This is a genomic window from Bacillus sp. BD59S (assembly GCF_007363175.1).
Classification (GTDB): domain Bacteria; phylum Bacillota; class Bacilli; order Bacillales; family Bacillaceae_G; genus Bacillus_A; species Bacillus_A pacificus.
In genome coordinates this window covers 4903152-4922276 of the sequence record NZ_CP034686.1, presented here as the reverse complement: position 1 = coordinate 4922276, position 19125 = coordinate 4903152, and the positions used below count along the sequence as shown (strand labels likewise).

18 protein-coding genes are annotated in these 19125 nt (G+C 38.7%); 17 read left to right on the top strand and 1 reads right to left on the bottom strand.

The genetic code is table 11. From position 1 onward, the window contains the following. The first annotated feature begins 78 nt into the window (after positions 1 to 78). Both EKQ63_RS27995 and EKQ63_RS27990 read left to right on the top strand, forming a co-directional pair. On the top strand, positions 79 to 873 hold the full coding sequence (locus EKQ63_RS27995; RefSeq protein ID WP_000578817.1) for a DUF975 family protein: 795 nt from the start codon (positions 79 to 81) through the stop codon (positions 871 to 873). Positions 874 to 922: 49 nt separating this feature from the next. Further along, complete coding sequence (locus EKQ63_RS27990) at positions 923 to 1576, top strand: DUF975 family protein (protein ID WP_087955173.1); 654 nt, start codon at positions 923 to 925, stop codon at positions 1574 to 1576. 74 nt (positions 1577 to 1650) lie between these two features. Here the strand turns inward: EKQ63_RS27990 and EKQ63_RS27985 are convergent, their stop codons facing one another. Then, complete coding sequence (locus EKQ63_RS27985; protein ID WP_143881710.1) at positions 1651 to 4380, bottom strand: putative bifunctional diguanylate cyclase/phosphodiesterase; 2730 nt, start codon at positions 4378 to 4380, stop codon at positions 1651 to 1653. A gap of 268 nt (positions 4381 to 4648) precedes the next feature. Between EKQ63_RS27985 and nuoA the strand changes: the two genes are divergently transcribed. The 15 genes from nuoA (at position 4649) to spoIID (ending at position 19008) form a co-directional block, all read left to right on the top strand. Beyond that, positions 4649 to 5017 carry an NADH-quinone oxidoreductase subunit NuoA gene (gene nuoA / locus EKQ63_RS27980; RefSeq protein ID WP_016718997.1) on the top strand — a complete coding sequence of 123 codons (369 nt, stop codon included), beginning with the start codon at positions 4649 to 4651 and terminating at the stop codon, positions 5015 to 5017. Next, on the top strand, positions 5008 to 5526 hold the full coding sequence (nuoB, locus tag EKQ63_RS27975) for an NADH-quinone oxidoreductase subunit NuoB (protein ID WP_000236331.1): 519 nt from the start codon (positions 5008 to 5010) through the stop codon (positions 5524 to 5526). The genes nuoA and nuoB overlap by 10 nt, the downstream gene beginning before the upstream one ends. Further along, the gene (locus EKQ63_RS27970; RefSeq protein WP_143881709.1) at positions 5523 to 6788 is read left to right on the top strand and encodes an NADH-quinone oxidoreductase subunit C; all 1266 of its coding nucleotides are present in this window, start codon (positions 5523 to 5525) and stop codon (positions 6786 to 6788) included. Before nuoB ends, EKQ63_RS27970 begins: the two co-directional genes overlap by 4 nt. Positions 6789 to 6791: 3 nt before the next feature. After that, positions 6792 to 7892, top strand: coding sequence for an NADH-quinone oxidoreductase subunit NuoD (nuoD, locus tag EKQ63_RS27965; RefSeq protein WP_087995315.1), 1101 nt, complete (start codon positions 6792 to 6794; stop codon positions 7890 to 7892). Further along, positions 7892 to 8893 (top strand): NADH-quinone oxidoreductase subunit NuoH, encoded by a 1002-nt coding sequence (gene nuoH, locus EKQ63_RS27960; RefSeq protein ID WP_000573430.1) that lies wholly within the window; start codon positions 7892 to 7894, stop codon positions 8891 to 8893. Before nuoD ends, nuoH begins: the two co-directional genes overlap by 1 nt. A 25-nt stretch (positions 8894 to 8918) precedes the next feature. Further along, positions 8919 to 9338 (top strand): NADH-quinone oxidoreductase subunit NuoI, encoded by a 420-nt coding sequence (gene nuoI, locus EKQ63_RS27955; RefSeq protein WP_000677191.1) that lies wholly within the window; start codon positions 8919 to 8921, stop codon positions 9336 to 9338. Beyond that, positions 9335 to 9859: an NADH-quinone oxidoreductase subunit J gene (locus EKQ63_RS27950; RefSeq protein WP_001012803.1), complete on the top strand. Its 525-nt coding sequence runs from the start codon at positions 9335 to 9337 to the stop codon at positions 9857 to 9859. The genes nuoI and EKQ63_RS27950 overlap by 4 nt, the downstream gene beginning before the upstream one ends. After that, positions 9852 to 10166 carry an NADH-quinone oxidoreductase subunit NuoK gene (gene nuoK, locus EKQ63_RS27945; protein WP_143881708.1) on the top strand — a complete coding sequence of 105 codons (315 nt, stop codon included), beginning with the start codon at positions 9852 to 9854 and terminating at the stop codon, positions 10164 to 10166. Before EKQ63_RS27950 ends, nuoK begins: the two co-directional genes overlap by 8 nt. Before the next feature lie 29 nt (positions 10167 to 10195). After that, on the top strand, positions 10196 to 12058 hold the full coding sequence (gene nuoL / locus EKQ63_RS27940; RefSeq protein WP_143881707.1) for an NADH-quinone oxidoreductase subunit L: 1863 nt from the start codon (positions 10196 to 10198) through the stop codon (positions 12056 to 12058). Continuing rightward, complete coding sequence (locus EKQ63_RS27935; RefSeq protein ID WP_143881706.1) at positions 12055 to 13557, top strand: NADH-quinone oxidoreductase subunit M; 1503 nt, start codon at positions 12055 to 12057, stop codon at positions 13555 to 13557. Before nuoL ends, EKQ63_RS27935 begins: the two co-directional genes overlap by 4 nt. Positions 13558 to 13564: 7 nt before the next feature. Beyond that, positions 13565 to 15079, top strand: a complete 1515-nt coding sequence (gene nuoN, locus EKQ63_RS27930; protein WP_411469475.1) for an NADH-quinone oxidoreductase subunit NuoN — start codon at positions 13565 to 13567, stop codon at positions 15077 to 15079. A gap of 212 nt (positions 15080 to 15291) precedes the next feature. Continuing rightward, complete coding sequence (locus tag EKQ63_RS27925) at positions 15292 to 15528, top strand: DUF1146 family protein (protein ID WP_000940742.1); 237 nt, start codon at positions 15292 to 15294, stop codon at positions 15526 to 15528. Positions 15529 to 15579: 51 nt separating this feature from the next. Further along, positions 15580 to 16284, top strand: a complete 705-nt coding sequence (locus tag EKQ63_RS27920; protein WP_411469467.1) for a YwmB family TATA-box binding protein — start codon at positions 15580 to 15582, stop codon at positions 16282 to 16284. A gap of 39 nt (positions 16285 to 16323) precedes the next feature. Beyond that, complete coding sequence (murA, locus tag EKQ63_RS27915; protein WP_000411263.1) at positions 16324 to 17628, top strand: UDP-N-acetylglucosamine 1-carboxyvinyltransferase; 1305 nt, start codon at positions 16324 to 16326, stop codon at positions 17626 to 17628. A 360-nt stretch (positions 17629 to 17988) separates the two neighbouring features. Further along, positions 17989 to 19008, top strand: coding sequence for a stage II sporulation protein D (gene spoIID, locus EKQ63_RS27910; protein ID WP_000672636.1), 1020 nt, complete (start codon positions 17989 to 17991; stop codon positions 19006 to 19008). Positions 19009 to 19125: the final 117 nt, after the last annotated feature.

Genomic DNA, 19125 nt, shown 5'->3' with positions numbered 1-19125 from the left:
ATTTTACAAAAATGGTATAATTATATCAGTGCTCGTATAAGTAGAAAATGTACAACAATTTATAAAGGAGATGAATAAATGATTGGTGAAATGAAACGAGAAGCATTGCAATCTTTAAAAGGAAAATGGGGACTAGGTGTTGGATCAACGATTTTATATCATATTATAAGTTATGTCGTTTCAATGGCTGTAATGCTTATACTATTAATTCCAGTAGTTATAATAGTTCTTTTATTGTCTATTTCAACTGGTTCCATTGAAGAAGACACGATGGCAATTGGAGCTGCTATTACGTTTGGGCTTTTTTACTGCCTTATGATAATTTTAAGTTATGCGGCTTATGGCATTACCTCATACGGTTATACAAATTTGTTTCTACAAATAAGTAAACGAGAAGATGCTAGAGTAGATTATTTATTTGAAGGATTTCGTGGTTTTAAAAGAATGATGAAAACAATGTGGGCTATGCTTGCAATTTTGTTATATACAGGTACATGGGTTCCAATGCTAGGAACGATTGTATGTGGGATATTAGGATTCTTTGATGAGAGTGCAAACCCATCATTCATAATCGTTTTCTTTGTTTTATTAGCTATTTCGTTTGTTGTAATGGCTATTTTGTATTTTTCATATTCGATGACATATTATGTGATGGTTGAAAAACCAGAATATAGTGTTTCGCAGGCAATGAAAGAAAGTAAGAATCTGATGAAGGGGCACAAATTAGATCTATTTCTTTTATGGCTAAGCTTTATAGGTTGGGCAATTTTAGCGATTTTTACACTTGGAATAGGTTTTCTATGGCTTAGTCCGTATGTGAGTACAACGACAGCGCATTTTTATCGCTACATTTCAAAGGGTGAATTGCAGTAGGAGTATGCTATACTAATAGAATTATTGTGTATAGGAGGCGAGGCTAAACATGATTAGTGATTTAAAAGGAGAAGCGCTGGATTCATTAGAAGGGAAATGGGGCTTAGCTGTCGGGGCAACATTACTGATTTCGATTCTTCTTACGACCTTTAGTTTTAGTATTGAGTGGGTATTTTCTTCAATTTTTGATTGGAAAGAAACGAAAAATTCAATTTCAATAAATATCATGACGTTTTTTGTTACTGGTCCTTTAACTTTAGGTGGATATTATCTTGCTTTAAATATCCTTCGTGAAAAGCAAGCTAGTATCGGTAATGTGTTCATTTGGTTTTCAGAGGGAAAGAGATTTTTAAAATCATTTTTATTATATTTATTAGTAAATTTTTATCTTTTCTTATGGACGTTACTGTTCATTATCCCAGGCATTATTAAATCATTTTCTTATGCGATGACGTACTTTATAATAAATGATCACCCTGAGTATTCCATAAATCAAGCGATTACAGAAAGCCGTCGTATGATGGATGGGCATAAGATGGAGTATTTCATTTTATGTTTGAGCTTTATTGGTTGGTTTATATTAAGTTGTATTACACTGGGGATTGGATTCTTATGGCTAATTCCATATTTTTATACGACGTCAGCAGCCTTTTATGAAGAGATTGCAGAGGAATATTACGAGAAAAAAATTCCGACATTGTAAAGTGAGCGGGACACCCTGCGTCGATGAATCGTTTTACTGTCCGCAAATAGCATGATAAAAACACCCAGTATGAGCTATTGGTTCATACTGGGTGTTTTTTGTAGAAATTTTATAAATTGATGACTAGTAAGTGGTTTACTGAAATAGTAACCTTGCATATATTTACAGTTGTTCTTTTGTAGAAACTTAAGTTGTTTTTCTGTTTCAATTCCTTCAGCAACGACAGATAGGTTTAAAGTATTTGCAAGAGAAAGGATAGTGGAAACGATGGCCCTTTCTTCAGGGCGATGATCGGCCAGTTGTGTAAATTCTCTCGGTACTTTTAATGTATCAATAGGGAAAATGGATAAATAAGCAAGAGAAGAATAGCCGGTTCCGAAGTCATCAATGGACGTTTGAATACCATATTCCTTTAATTGTTTTAGCTTGGATAACGTTTCTTTTTCATCGATCATTGCAATTCGTTCGGTTAATTCAAGTGTTACATCTTTTGGATCGACTTTAACGTCTGTTATTATTTGTGAAATTTTCTCAATTAAATTATTTTGCTGGAACTCTTTAGCTGATAAGTTAACACTTATTTTTAAATCTTTGTAGCCAAAAGTATGCCATATTTTTAGCTGACGACAAGATTCATTTAATACCCAATGACCGAGTGGAATGACTTGGGGAGTTTCCTCTACAATTGGAATGAACTCACATGGCGGAATGTCACCTAGGAGTGGGTGTTTCCAGCGTAGCAATGCTTCGGCACCAATGATCTTTTTCTTCGTAATATCAATTTGTGGTTGATAGACGAGATAAAATTCTTCGTTTACTAAAGCGAGTGGTAAATCTTTTTCAATTCGAGCTTTTCGTTCCATTTTTTTATACAATTCTTTCGTGTACAGAGAGCTACCATTTTTTCCTTTATTTTTTGCTTCGTACATGGCCATATCAGCATGTTGTAAAATTGATAACGGATCTTCACCTGCTTCAGGGTATATTGCTATCCCAATGCTCGGTGAGATTTGTAAATGTTGATTTTCAATTTCAAATGGTTCGTTCATGGCTGCTACAATTGTATCAGCTATTTTTTTTACATCTGGCCTCTTTTTATAATTTTCGATAAGGAGTGTGAACTCATCTCCAGCTAATCGGGCAAGCTTCATATTGGGTGTCGCTATACTTTCGAGTCTTTTTGCTACTGCAATTAATAGAAGGTCTCCTACCCTGTGACCGAGGGTATCGTTAATAACTTTAAAGCGATCTAGGTCAAGAAACATAACAGCAAAAGGCATTTTTGATATTTTGGATCGCGCAATTGCTTGTTCTACATATTGATGAAATGCACGTCGATTTGCAAGCTCTGTTAGCGTATCATGATATGCTAGAAAATTAATTTGTTCCTGTTGTTGTTTGCTTTCCGTAATATCTTTAATCATTAAATAAACTCCAGAAATATGATCCTTTAAAAAGATAGGAACAGCTGTCACATGCAAGTAGTAAATATCTCTATTTTTATGATATGCCCGTATTTCTAAAGAAATAGATTTCCCCTTTTTTACGCTATGAAAGGCATTAATGATTTCTTCCAAATCTTCTTCATACGTAAGTGAATAGTAAGGCTGATTTAATAATTCATTCGTTTGATAACCGAGTAAAGTCGTACCAGCGTTATTCACTTTAAGAAAATTACCGTATAAATCTAATGTGAAAATTGGATCTGGATGATGCTCGTATAAAGATTTAAACATTTGTTGGTTATGATATAGTTCATTTTTTTGTTCTACTAAATCTTCTGTACGCAGTTCAATTTGTTTTTCAAGTTCTGAGTTGAATTGCATTTGGGCTAATAATAATATTTTATTTTGCTTTCGAACTAAACTATGGCGAATGAGAACGAAGGAGAAAGTTATCATAAGCCCGATTACTACAATAGGCGCAAAAACGTATTCGACTAATATGAAAACAATAAGCATTACGACAGAAATATAAGGTAACGATAATCTGATTGATTCCCCAAGTTTAGGTGTTAATAGCACTTGTTCTTGTCTTTCAGGTTCTTTTGTATGAAGAATACAGGCAATTGCTACTAGCACTAAAGTTACTTGATAGAGTGGAGTAATTGTAAACATAGAATATTCGGGTGTGAAGTATTTGATATAAGCATAAATCGCATCTGTAGTCGCATACAAAATTAAAGCACTACCAAGGAGCGCACCGACTATTTTCGGTAATAAGGAAAGTGGTTTGAATAAAAGGTTAATCCCTATGAGAAAAAAGAGTAAATCGGTCATTGGATAGGTAAGTTGAACAAATATGTCGATATAGGATGTTGAAGAAACGTGAATGGTTCGTTCGATAAGTAAGTAGTAACTTAAAGTGAACTGTGCTGTAACAATAATACAAATATCACATATCATAAAAAGCTTTTCTAATAAATCTCGGTTATAAATGATTTCATATAGAAAGGCAAATGCAAAGCTAATTAAAAAAAGTAGATAAAAAAAATCAGACGGATCAACGAATGTATAGTAGTCCTTTAAAATTAAACGTTGATAGGCAACGATGATATCACCAATGAAATAAGAGAGGGTTCCAACACATAAAATGGTCCAAAATAAGCGAGGTAACCCTTCTTTCATGTTTGAAAAATAAAGTATATAACTACAAGCGATAATATCAATGAATAATGTACTCATACCAATTAATATTTGAAAAGGAAATGAGTATTCATATAGAAAAGGCATTGTCACGTAATGAATCATTATAGACAACAATAGAATGCTTATAAGAATGCTTACATGTGTTTGTTTTTTCATTTATCTCACCCACAATATATACATATAGATTCCTCTTTTTATTTTTTATAGTTTCTATACTTATTTTGTACAGGTATGGCCAGTTATAAAAATAGATTTTAATAATTCTCGTTTCTGTCCCCAACATATCGACATAGGAATTTGAAGTTTGCTATAATGATTAAAATAGTTGCATTATTTAGAAAAATTTAAAAATAATAATTACTGCAACTAGGACATATTGTTTACTAAGTGAACTTGTTCTTAATTTAGGGGGGAGGGTTTCACAATGGCAAGTGTATATGAAAATAGTTATATGATTGTTTTGATCTTCTTGCTATTAGGCATATTGCTTCCGGTAGTGGCTCTTACATTAGGAAGGATGCTGCGCCCAAATAAACCAAGTGCAGCGAAAGCGACGACGTATGAGAGTGGGATTGAGCCTTTTCATGATGCAAATATTCGGTTTCATGCTCGTTATTATATTTTTGCTTTATTGTTTGTCATCTTTGATGTAGAAACTTTATTTTTATATCCATGGGCTGTTGCATATGACAAGCTCGGTTTATTTGCACTGATTGAAATGTTCATTTTTGTTGTAATGTTGCTAGTTGGGTTAGCGTATGCTTGGAAAAAGAAGGTGTTACAATGGTTATAAATTTTGAGGAATTACATCCAAATGAGCGAGCGGAATTAGAACGAAATATCTTTTTTTCTACATTGGAACAGTTGAAGGGATGGGCGCGAAGTAATTCTTTATGGCCAATGACATTTGGACTGGCATGTTGCGCAATTGAAATGATGGGAGTAGGTTCATCACATTATGATTTAGATCGATTTGGGTCATTTTTTCGGACTTCACCAAGGCAATCGGACGTTATGATTGTGTCGGGAACGGTAACGAAGAAGATGGCTCCTATTGTTCGGCGCTTATATGATCAAATGCCTGAACCAAAATGGGTTATTGCAATGGGATCTTGTGCGACAGCAGGTGGTCCATATGTAAATTCGTACGCTGTTGTAAAAGGTGTAGATCAAATTGTACCAGTTGACGTGTATATCCCTGGTTGCCCACCAAATCCCGCTGCTTTAATTTATGGAATTAATAAATTAAAAGAAAAAATTCGTTACGAGGCAAAGACGGGGAAGCAGGTGACGAATAAATGAGTGATCCAAATAAAGATTTAGAGGATTTGAAAAGAGAAGCGGCTAGGCGTGCGAAAGAAGAGGCGAGAAAGCGTCTCGTTGCGAAACATGATGCGGAAATAAGTAAACTTGAGGAAGAAAATCAAGAAAAAGAGAAAGCGCTACCAAAAAATGATGGTATGACTGTGGAAGAAGCGAAACGTCGTGCAGCAGCAGCCGCAAAAGCGAAAGCGGCGGCGCTAGCAAAACAAAAAAGAGAAGGAATGGAAGAAGTAACAGAAGAAGAAAAGGCCAAGGCGAAAGCAGCAGCAGCCGCAAAAGCGAAAGCGGCGGCGCTAGCGAAACAAAAAAGAGAAGGAATAGAAGAAGTGCCGGAAGAGGAAAAGGCCAAAGCAAAGGCGAAGGCAGCAGCAGCCGCAAAAGCGAAAGCGGCGGCGCTAGCGAAACAAAAAAGAGAAGGAATGGAAGAAGTAACAGAAGAAGAAAAGGTCAAAGCAAAGGCGAAGGCAGCAGCAGCCGCAAAAGCGAAAGCGGCGGCGTTAGCGAAGCAAAAAAGAGAAGGAATGGAAGAAGTAACAGAAGAAGAAAAGGCCAAGGCGAAAGCGAAGGCGAAGGCCGTGGCGGCCGCAAAGGCAAAAGCAGCGGCGCTAGCAAAGCAGAAAGCTTCGCAAGGTGATGGGGATTCGGGAGATGAAAAGGCGAAGGCAATTGCAGCAGCGAAGGCAAAAGCGGCAGCGGCTGCAAGGGCGAAGACGAAGGGTGCTGAAGGTAAGAAGGAAGAGGAAGCGAAGCGGGAAGAGCCATCTGTGAATCAACCGTATTTAAATCAGTATGTTGAAGTTATTAAGGGAAAAGTAGGAGCGGGTGCTTTAGTAGATTGCTACATTAATAAACTTTCCAAAGATGTGCCAACTCTTGTAGTGGAGCCCTCAAAATATTATGAAGTAATGGAGTTACTGCGATCCCATGAGGAACTTGCATTTGATTATATGTCAGAGTTACATGCGACGGATTTTGTGACACATATGGAAGTGTATGTTCATTTATTTTCATATGGAAAGAAACAGTCAGTAGCGGTAAAGGTGAAGCTGGATAGGGAAGCGCCGCAAGTAGAATCAGTGACAGCGCTTTGGAAAGGGGCGGACTGGCCAGAGCGGGAAGCGTATGATTTGCTCGGTATTGTATTTAAGGGACATCCGAATTTATCGCGTATTTTAATGCCCGATGATTGGATAGGACATCCGCTTAGGAAAGATTATGAGCCGTATGATGTGGAGGTGTAGCTAATGATCCGTACAGAAGAAATGCTTTTGAATGTAGGTCCTCAGCATCCAAGTACGCACGGTGTGTTCAGGCTTGTTATTAAGATTGACGGGGAAATTATTAAAGAAGCTACACCGGTTATTGGATATTTGCATCGCGGGACCGAAAAGATTGCGGAGAGCTTACAGTATACGCAAATTATCCCTTATACAGATCGGATGGACTATTTATCAGCCATGACGAATAATTACGTCATTTGCCATGCTGTAGAGACGATGATGGGGCTTGAAATCCCGGAGCGAGCCGAATACTTGCGAGTACTTGCAATGGAACTTGGAAGGATTGCGAGTCATCTCGTTTGGTGGGGAACAAATCTTCTCGATATAGGAGCGGTCAGCCCGTTTTTATACGCGTTCCGTGAGCGGGAGATGATTATTAATTTATTAAACGAATTATGCGGTGCCCGGCTTACTTTTAACTATATGAGAGTCGGCGGTGTAAAGTGGGATGCGCCGGACGGTTGGATTGAAAAAGTGGGAGAATTTGTTCCGTATATGAGAGAGCAATTGGCGGGTTACCATGATCTCGTTAGTGGCAATGAGATTTTCTTAAATCGTGTAAAAGGCGTTGGTATATATAGCGAAGAAGATGCAATTTCGTATTCTTTAAGCGGAGCGAATTTGCGGTGCACCGGAGTAAACTGGGATCTTCGCAAGGATGAACCGTACTCCATTTACGACCGTTTTGATTTCGATATTCCTGTTGGGAGCGTGGGGGATGCTTGGGATCGCTACGTTTGCCGCATGCAGGAAATTGAGGAGTCCTTAAAAATTGTCGAGCAAGCTGTCCAGCAGTTCCCGAAAGAAGGAGTAGTACTTGCGAAAGTACCGAAGATTATTAAGGCTCCTAAAGGGGAAGCATTCGTCCGTATAGAGTCGCCGCGAGGAGAGATTGGTTGCTATATTGCTAGTGACGGAAAGAAAGAGCCATACCGTTTGAAGTTTCGCAGGCCGTCTTTTTACAATTTGCAAATTTTACCGAAGTTATTGAAAGGTGAAAACATAGCCAATTTAATTACGATTTTAGGTGGAGTGGATATTGTACTTGGGGAGGTTGATGGCTAATGATTGAAACGCTCTTACAATCACCTTCTAGCTGGACGAATTTCTTCATTTTTTTCGGATTAGCGGTGCTCCTATTATTTGCAGTCCTTGGCTTCGTTACATATGGTATTTTGGCAGAAAGGAAAGTGATGGGGTTTATGCAAGGGCGGATTGGGCCAAACCAAGTTGGAGGCCGGTTTGGTCTGCTGCAAACGGTAGCCGATGTTTTAAAACTATTACTGAAAGAGGATAGTATTCCGAAGGCGGCAGATAAACCGTTATTTATATTAGCACCTGTCATTGCATTCGCTCCAGCATTTATGGTGCTTGCAGTCATCCCGTTTACTGATAAATTTCAGTTCGCAGATATTGGCGTAGGTTTACTGTATTACATTGCTGTTTCTGGCATTACGACGATTGGTGTCGTAACCGGAGGATGGGCATCGAATAATAAATATTCCCTTTTAGGGGGGATGCGAGCAGCGGCGCAAATGATTTCTTATGAAATTCCGCTCGTAATGAGTGTAATCGGGATCGTTTTATTAGCTGGTAGCCTAAATTTAAATGAAATCGTAGCAGCGCAGGAGAATGTTTGGTACATTTTCGTGCAACCAATCGGTTTCGTCGTATTTTTAATCGCAGCGGTAGCAGAGTTAAATAGGACGCCGTTTGATTTACCAGAAGCTGAGTCGGAGCTTGTTTCTGGATATCATACGGAATACTCAGGGTTTCGCTGGGCGTTTTTCATGCTTTCAGAGTACGTATATTTCTTCGGGATGGCATCTTTAATTACTGTGCTCTTTTTAGGCGGATGGAATCCAGTTATGTTCCTTGGCTTCATCCCAGGTGCCGTATGGTTTGCTTTAAAGTTTAGCAGTGTAGTTTTTCTGTTAATTTGGTTCCGCGTTACGTTTCCGCGTATAAGAGGTGATCAGTTAATGGAGTTTGGCTGGAAAGTATTATTGCCAATTGCACTTGCAAATATTTTCTTAACGGCATTGATTAAGGAGTTATTCTTCTAATCTATGAAGGGGGTGCCAGTAAGAGATGAAAGGGCTATTTAAAGGATTAAAATATACACTAAGCAATTTGAGTAAGAAGAAGGTGACTTATGATTATCCGAATCAACCGTTGCCATTGCCAGATCGTTTTCGAGGGATTCAAAAGTTTTATCCAGAAAAGTGTATTGTTTGTAACCAGTGCTCCAATATTTGTCCGACAGACTGTATTCAGTTAACGGGGAAAAAACATCCGGATCCTACGAAAAAAGGAAAAATTATCGACACGTACGATATTAATTTTGAAATTTGTATTCTTTGTGATTTATGTACAGAAGTTTGTCCGACAGAGGCAATTGTCATGACAAATAATTTTGAACTCGCGGAATATTCACGTGATGACTTATTTAAAAATTTGCAGTGGCTTGACGAAAACGACGAAAACGTCAGGAAGGAGAATAAGGCATGAATGGCGAGTTTATAGCATTCTTTATACTATCCTTGTCTGCAATTATCGGCGGCGTTCTTATGTTGAATTTGACGAAAGTCATGCATATGATGCTAGCTCTCGTTCTGACATTTCTCAGTATTGCAGGTTTGTACTTTCTTTTATCAGCTGAATTTATCGGGGTTGCACAAATTTTACTTTACTCGGGTGCGATCACAATTATTATGATTTTTGGCATTATGTTAACGAAACATAACGCAGAAAATGAATCACGTCTTACGCTTCGAAAATGGATTATCTTCTTTGCGGTTGTAGCATTTGGGGCAGTTATGTATTTCGCTGTTAACAATATTGATTTTGCAAATGAAAGTACACAAGGAAGTTTACCTCTCCATGAAAAAAACACACTTCAAATCGGTACACTTCTCTATTCAAAATATATTATTCCATTTGAGCTAACCTCAGTTATTTTACTTGTAGCACTTGTTGGCGCAATTATTCTTGCGAAGAAGGATGAGAAAGAGGAGGATTCCAATGAGTAGCGTTCCTGCTTCTGCATATTTAACGCTTGCGATTATTTTATTTTGCATCGGTTTATTTGGCGCTTTAACGAAGCGAAATACAGTGATTGTATTAGTTTGTATTGAATTAATGCTTAATGCAGCCAATTTAAATTTAGTAGCGTTTAGTAAATTAGGTTTGTTCCCAAATTTAACAGGGCAAATTTTCTCTCTGTTTACGATAGCCGTAGCAGCAGCGGAGGCGGCGGTAGGACTCGCCATTTTAATTGCTTTGTATCGTAATCGTACGACAGTTCATGTAGATGAAATGGATACGCTCAAAGGATAACATTGTGACCGAAAAGGGGGAAGGAAACAATGATCGATTATGCATGGCTCATACCGCTTTTCCCGCTTGTTTCGTTTTTGTTATTAATTATATTCGGGAAGAAAATTAGAGAAGGAAGCAGTGTACTTAGTATTTTCTTCGTCTTTCTCTCCTTTATATTTGCGGTACTTGTATTAATAGAACGGTTTTCGACAGTACCAGTGAAACATAAGTGGGTATGGCTTAGAGCTGGAGATATTGATATATCATTTGGCTTTGAAGTGACAGCATTAGGGGCTTTAATGCTGTTTATCGTTACCCTTGTGAGTTTACTTGTACACGTGTATTCGAAAGGTTATATGAAAGGTGAGGAAAGATTACCAACCTTTTATGCCTATTTAGGACTCTTTACATTTGCGATGCTCGGGCTTGTTATATCACCGAATTTATTACAGCTTTATATATTTTGGGAGTTAGTCGGCCTTGGTTCGTTCTTACTCATCGGTTTTTATTTCTTTAAAGAAGAAGCGAAGGCTGCCGCAAAAAAAGCTTTTATTATGACACGTATTGGAGATGTCGGTTTATTTATTGGGATGATCTTAATTTTCTGGCATGCAGGTAGTTTTGAATATGACGCAATATTTAGAGCGATTCATACGGGTGATCTTACTCCTACAATGATTACAATAACGGCGATTTTAATTTTTATCGGGGCGATGGGTAAATCAGGTCAGTTCCCGCTTCATACGTGGTTACCGGATGCAATGGAAGGGCCGACGCCTGTTTCGGCACTTATTCATGCGGCGACAATGGTCGCAGCTGGCGTATATTTAGTGGCAACGATGTTTCCGCTATTTTCAGCAAGTGCGGTGGCGATGCAGACGGTAGCACTTGTTGGCGCCTTCACTGCAATCTTTGCAGCTTCCATCGGTCTTGTACAAACGGATATAAAGAGAGTGCTCGCTTATTCTACAGTTAGCCAGCTCGGGTATATGATGCTTGCACTAGGATCTGCCGGTTATGTAGCTGGTGTGTTCCATTTAACGACACACGCTTTTTTTAAAGCATTACTATTTTTGGCAGCAGGAAGTGTCATTCATGCAGTGCATACGCAAAACATTAATAAAATGGGTGGGTTACAGAAGAAGATGAAAGTAACGGGTGCCTTATTTTTAATCGGTACTCTTGCAATTAGTGGTGTACCACTCCTTTCTGGTTTCTTTAGTAAAGATGAAATTTTAGTGGCAGCTTGGATGAACGGCAATTATGTTTTATTCGTCTTAGCAATAATTGCAGCATTCCTAACAGCGTTCTACATGTTCCGCCTATACTTTCTTGTCTTTACGGGGGAAGCGAAGACGAAGGAAGATGTGCATGAATCGCCCCGCATCATGACATATCCGATGATTGTCCTTGGCGTTCTTGCAGTTGTGGCAGGCTATATAAATACACCATGGTTTGGAACGTTTCTCGGGGATTGGCTTACGAAAGATGTAGCGTTTAAAGTGCGAGAGGCGCACGGACCAGTTTGGATTATGATTGTTGCGACGCTCGTTTCTTTGACTGGGATTGCTCTTGCATATGTCATATATGGCAAGAAATCTATTTCTAGAGATTGGGCTGGTGGCGAGGACTCGCCTCTTTATAAACTTTTGAAAGAAAAATATTATGTGGATGAACTATACAATATGACGGTGCTTCCTATTACGAAAGGAATCGCTCATGTGCTTCGCCTATTTGAAGTGTATGTAGTCGAAGGAATTGCCGTTTTAATAGGGAGCTTAGTGAAAGGGATAAGTGCAATTGGCTCTAGACTCCAAAATGGAAATGTACAAGTGTACGGGACTGTAACAGCTGTTTCACTTGCAGTACTCTTCATTATTTTGCTCTATACGGGAGGGGATTTACGATGAATGATTTGTTATTAACGTTCTTCATTTTTTCCCCGCTTTTAGGAATTCTCTTACTTACATTAACACCGAAAAAAGAATCGCGTACAGTGCGAGCGCTCGGTTTATTTGGAACGGTGCTTCCATTTGGAATCGCTATCGTCCTCGCTTGTACATATGCTTCTGGAAAGAGTTTGTCTCTATTTGATGAAAAAGTGAAATGGATTACATTTGGGGATTTTGCAGCGGTGGATAAAAGGTGGTTTTCCATTTATTACGAGCTTGGTATTGATGGTTTATCGCTCATTATGATGGTACTGACGGCCCTTCTAGCGATGCTTGCAGCAATTGCAGCATTTACTATTAAAAGAAACTTGAAAGCATTTTATATGCTGTTACTCATGTTAGAAATAGGGATGCTCGGTGTCTTCGCTGCTCAAAATTTAATGTTGTTCTTTGTCTTCTTTGAAATTACATTGCCACCGATGTTTTTATTAATTGGGAAGTGGGGGAAATTGTCGAGTGAAAAGGCTGCTTATAGTTATTTAATATATAACGGTATTGGCTCCGCTATTTTGCTTATCGTTTTCTCGGTTTTATTTGCGAAAACAGGTACAACCAATATTACAGAGCTTAAAGAAATATTAACGAGTGTAGGTGCTGGTGGAGGAATGGCGGTCCCAAATAGCTTACAGTTCGGTTTGTTTCTTAGTATAATGATTGCTTTTGCAATTAAGCTACCCGTTTTCCCGTTACATCGCTGGATGGTCAATGTACATATTGAAGCACATCCGGCTGTAGTTATGCTTCATGCAGGTGTTTTACTGAAGATTGGAGCATACGGTATAATCCGCTTCGGACAGGGGTTATTCCCGGAATACTTTCGCGAGTTTGCAACGCTCATTGCGATTTTAGGGGTCATCAATTTATTGTACGGAGCCTTCTTAGCGCTCATTCAAACGGACTTCCGGAAGGTGCTTGCTTACTCTAGTATTTCACATATGGGTATTGTATTAATGGGCCTTGGGGCGTTAAATGCACCAGGTACACAAGGCGCTTTATTCCAAGTTGTTTCGCACGGTTTAATTGCGGCCTTACTCTTTTTCTTACTAGGTGTTATAGAACAGCGCTTTGGAACGTCGGATATTAAAGCGCTTGGCGGACTTGCAAAAAGTGTACCGGTACTTAGCGGCTTCTTCTTAGCGGGAGGAATGGCATCGCTTGGATTGCCAGGGATGTCCGGATTTGTTAGCGAATTTCTTGCCTTTCTCGGTTTATTCCAAGGAGAGCCAGTCGTTGCAGCGGCCGGAGTACTTGGTATCATTTTAACCGCTGTATACGTATTAAGAGCAACACTGCAAGTAACATTTGGTAAGAAAGAGTGGGAAGCGAAAGCTGATATACACGGTTGGGAGTATGTTCCTATATTGCTACTTATCTTCTGCATTATTGCAATTGGCGTAATGCCAGAAATACTAGGGGATCCGCTTCAAAATACGTTGAAAACATTGGGGGTGAAGTAGGATGGATATGGATACGTTACTTAGCTTATCGTGGCATCTCATGGTGCCAGAATTCATTATTCTCGGGGCTGCCATCCTTCTTTCCATATGTGATTTGTTTTTTAAGCTGAACCATAGATACGTAGCACTTGGTGCAATCGCGGCGGTCGTATTAGCAATCGTGTCACTAATTACGCTATATAGCGAACCAGCGGGAGATATTTTAAATGGATCATTTGTGTTAGATGGATTTTCAAAAGGATTTAAAACGTTGTTGTTAGGCGGGGCGGCCCTCATTTTATGCATCGCAATGAGCGATGATAAGAAAAATCCAATTGAAGATAAGGGAGAATATTATTACTTATTTTTAATGGCGCTTCTTGGGGCGATGTTTATGGCTTCTAGCGTTGATTTTATTACACTTTTCGTCGGTTTAGAATTGCTTTCACTTTCTTCCTACATTTTAGTAGGAATACGAAAAAAGAACCGTACATCAAATGAGGCAGCAATGAAATATGTCATTAACGGAGGGATTGGAACGGCAATTACGCTCTTTGGAATGAGTTATTTATACGGTATCACAGGGTCCACTAATATCGTGGATATGCAAAAAGTATTCGCAGGGGAGCTTGCTGATGGTATTCAGTTATTGTTAGCTCTTGCATTTCTACTATTACTCGTTGGGCTTTCATTCAAAATTGCGACAGTGCCGTTTCATATGTGGGCGCCTGATGTGTATGAGGGAGCGGCTACACCTGTTACTGCTTTTCTTGGAACGATTTCTAAAATTGCTGGGTTCTTACTCATTATTCGTCTGTTCCTCATGGTTTTTGCAAGTGTATCGGTGCAAGGAGACATGCAATCTTTATACGGACGTATGAGCATATACATCGCTGTGCTAGCTAGTATTACGATGATTATTGGAAATGTAGTCGCATTAAAGCAATATAACGTAAAACGCCTATTTGCTTATTCAGGAATCGCGCATGCAGGATATTTACTCGTACCCCTTGTAGCATTATCACCATTTACGATGGATAGCATGTGGTTTTACATGCTTGCGTACATGCTTATGAATATAGGCGCGTTTGCAATTATCCACGGCTTAATCTTACAAAGCGATAAAGAAAATATGACCATTTTCACTGGATTATATAAAAGGTCACCATTTACAGCGATTGTGATGACAATTTTTATTTTATCGCTAGCAGGGATACCAGGAACAGCTGGGTTCATTGGGAAAATTAATATCTTTTTAGGGGCCCTTCATGTAGAGCCAGCCCATTACGTACTAGCTTCTATTATGATGGGGACGACAGTCATTTCATTCGTATATTATTTCCGTATTTTACAGCAAATGTTTTTCCGTACGGGAGAAGTAGAAGAGAAAATTCGTTTGCCACTCAATATAAAGGTTGTGATGAGCCTTTGCGCAATTTCAATTGTAATACTAGGGATTATGCCGATGATTGGGTACAATTTCTTTTATGAATATTTTCCATTAATGAAAGATTTCTTCTTCTTAGGGAACGTGGTACAATAGTGAAAATAAAAGGTGTGGAGTCGTTACTCTGCGCTTTTTATTTTGTGTGAACTACGATTAAAAATGCATATAAGTATACGCTTTTAAAGAGAAAATTACGATGTAAAATGTAAGATGCTTATTTGTATTTGAAAAAGTGTGGCTCCTGCTTATTATGGTATCGTTTTTATAAGATTTCGTAAGTAGTAGCTGGGTAAAAAGGGGTCGGTTTTTTGGCACATCTTTTAGGGCAACAAGCACTGATTGCCATTGTTTCGCATTTATTGTTTATTACCATTACGTGGTGGGCCTTACAAGGTATTCACATTGAGCGTTTAATGAAGCCTGGAAAGGTGATGCAGACGAGAGTATTACTCATCTTAATTACAATTGCAATTGGGACATCTGTAAGTAACTTTTTCCTTGATTATTTAGGCTATTCAAAGAGTTTAACGTATTTAGTAAAGTAAGTGTATAGAACCTCATATCTCCGTTAACAATGGGGATAGGAGGGGATGAAATTGAAGCTTAAAGTCATTCTTATTGTTGCATTAAGTGTTGTTTTATTTTTGGTTGGGTATAGAGAGATGAAACCAATCAGCGATGAACAGAAGATGGAGAGCATGATCGCAGCTGTAGAGAAAAATGATGCTAAAGTAGAGAAATGGTCATGGCTAGCGCGAGAAACAAAAACGATTTCTAATATACATACGTTTCAAAAGTTGTTAAACGATGTGAAGGATAAGGCGAATATTCAAAAGTGGGAATTAGAGAAATCTCCAGATGGATATAAAGCTACATCCTATAAAAAGTATTCTTCTTATGAAGAACGAGTAGTAGTAACTTGGAGTAAGGAAAATACTAAAGAAAACACTTTCATTATTTTTGAAGTAAGCGGGGCAAAATGGGACCCGAAGTACATTCAGAAAACAAATAAAATTTTTAGTGAAAAACCTATAATTTACACTTGTGTTCAAGGCGTACTGAATGATAAGATTGAAGGTGTTTTGCAAAATAAAACCAATCAGTTTTTGAAAGATCTTTCAGCAAGAGCGATCGAACAGATAGAAGAAAGAGCATTTGTGTCAGTCTCCGCATACAATAAAAAGTGGGATGACGCTCTTTCAACAAATAGAGAGAAAATAAATGTGCAAATAGCAATACGTTCTACAGACAACAAAGATACAATTGTGGTTGGCACACCGATCATAACTTCTGAGTATTGAGTGAATAGATACTGAAAAAAGGACACGGAGGGGAATAATTTGGAAAAGATCATCGTCCGTGGCGGAAAGCGGTTAAACGGCACAGTGCGTGTTGAGGGCGCAAAAAATGCTGTATTACCTATAATCGCTGCAGCCCTATTAGCGAGTGATGGAAAGAATGTACTATCTGAAGTACCAGTTTTGTCTGATGTATACACAATTAATGAGGTATTACGTCATTTAAATGCTGAAGTCGTATTTGAAAATAACCAAGTAACAATCGATGCTTCTAAAGAGCTAAACATTGAAGCACCATTTGAATATGTACGTAAAATGCGTGCATCTGTTCAAGTAATGGGACCTTTATTAGCACGTAACGGTCGTGCTCGTATTGCACTTCCTGGTGGATGTGCAATTGGTTCACGTCCAATTGACCAACATTTAAAAGGCTTCGAAGCAATGGGAGCAAAAGTACAGGTTGGTAACGGTTTTGTTGAGGCATACGTTGAGGGAGAACTAAAAGGAGCTAAAATTTATTTAGACTTCCCAAGCGTGGGCGCGACAGAAAACATTATGTCTGCAGCTACATTAGCAAAAGGGACAACAATCCTTGAAAACGCAGCGAAAGAACCAGAAATCGTTGACTTAGCTAACTTCTTAAATGCGATGGGAGCGAAAGTACGCGGAGCTGGAACTGGAACGATTCGTATCGAAGGCGTTGATAAATTATATGGTGCAAACCACTCTATTATTCCTGACCGTATTGAAGCGGGAACATTCATGGTTGCAGCGGCAATTACTGGTGGAGACATCTTAATTGAAAATGCTGTGCCTGAACATTTACGCTCAATTACAGCGAAAATGGAAGAAATGGGTGTTAAAATTATTGAGGAAAATGAAGGTGTACGTGTTATCGGCCCAGATAAGTTAAAAGCGGTTGATATTAAAACTATGCCTCACCCAGGTTTCCCAACAGACATGCAATCACAAATGATGGCATTATTACTACAAGCTGATGGAACAAGTATGATTACAGAAACGGTATTCGAAAACCGCTTTATGCACGTTGAAGAATTCCGTCGTATGAATGCTGATATTAAAATCGAAGGTCGTTCTGTTATTATGAACGGTCCAAACAGCTTACAAGGTGCTGAAGTAGCAGCAACTGATTTACGTGCTGCAGCTGCATTAATCTTAGCTGGTTTAGTATCAGAAGGTTACACTCGTGTAACTGAGTTAAAACATCTTGACCGTGGCTATGTAAACTTCCATAAGAAATTAGCTGCATTAGGTGCAACTATTGAACGTGTAAATGAAAAAGTAGAAGAAGTGAAAGAACAAGAAGTTTCTGATCTTCACGCTTAATTGAAATAGTCTCTATGTCTTTTGACATAGGGGCTATTTTTTTGGGCTTATTACTGTTATAGTCAAGAAATTCTATACTTATGCACGTACCAGTAAAAATATTTAGAAAATTTTTGTTTTAAATTGATCCCCTTAAGTATGTTCTAAAAGAAAGAGTTGTTCCATAAGAATGAATGGAGTAAAGCTTTTTTATCCCGCTTTAATGGGCAGTAAGACCCACACCTCAAAATTCAGCAAAAGCAAAGAAGTTAGGTGGGGGATCAACTGCCCATAAAAGCCCGATTGGTTCAACTAATAATCAGTGGGGGATGAAGGAAACCCCCACTGATTAAAGTTTCACTTTATATTGGGGGAAATAAGATGAAATTTTCAAAGCCACTTTTTATTACAGTAGCGCTTCTCATAGCGCTCGTTATCATTGTACCTGCTGCTCTTGTGATTCCGTTTGCGAAAGCAAAAGTAGAGGAAAAAGCAGCTTCTAAAACTCCTCCAGCGATAGAAAGTATACCAGCTCCAGGGAAAGTGGATACAGCGGTTCAAGTTGCTGTATATCGTGAGAAACAAAAGAAGGTAGAATCATTGCCTATGGAGGAGTATGTGACCGGTGTAGTAGCTTCTGAGATGAATGCCAGTTTTGAAATAGAGGCGCTAAAGGCGCAGGCATTAGCAGCGAGAACATTTGTAGTCCAGCGTATGCTAAGCGGAGGTAAGAAAAACAATGCGGACGTGACAGATACGGTGAAGGATCAAGTGTACAAAAGCAAAGAAGAATTGAAAAAACAATGGGGCAATAACTATGAAAATAATTTGAAGAAAATCGAAGAAGCTGTTTCGAAAACCGCAGGACAAGTTTTAACGTATGACGGAAAGCCAATCTCAGCATCATTCTTCTCAACGAGTAATGGCCGGACAGAAAATGCGGCTGATTATTGGGGAAATGATTATCCGTACTTAAAGAGTGTAGATAGCCCGTGGGATCAAGCCTCTCCGAAATTTACGAGCGAGCAAACCTTTACCGTAGCTGACTTTCAAAAACGTCTCGGCGTGAAAGTGCTAGCAGACGGAAAAGTTGGAAATATTAAAGATCTTACGGAAGGAAAGCGCGTAAAGGATGTAGCATTTCAAGGGAAAACATTAACAGGAAAGGAAGTTCGTGAAAAGTTAGACTTACGTTCTTCCGACTTCACGTGGAAACAACAAGGGGATAAAATCATCGTTACGACGAAAGGCTTCGGCCACGGCGTTGGTATGAGCCAATACGGAGCGAACGGCATGGCAGCAGAAGGCAAGAAATATACAGATATCGTCGCTCATTACTATAAAGGTGTTGAAATAAAGACGATGAACGATTATGAAGGTAAGTTGATGGTGAAGAAGTAGAGTAAAAGGGACCGTCCTAAGAGGTATGTTGGGGCGGTCCTTCTTTTTTATGACACTTCATAAAATATCAAAAATTTCCATTAATTGTTTGGTATAATATGATAAAAAGCATTCGGG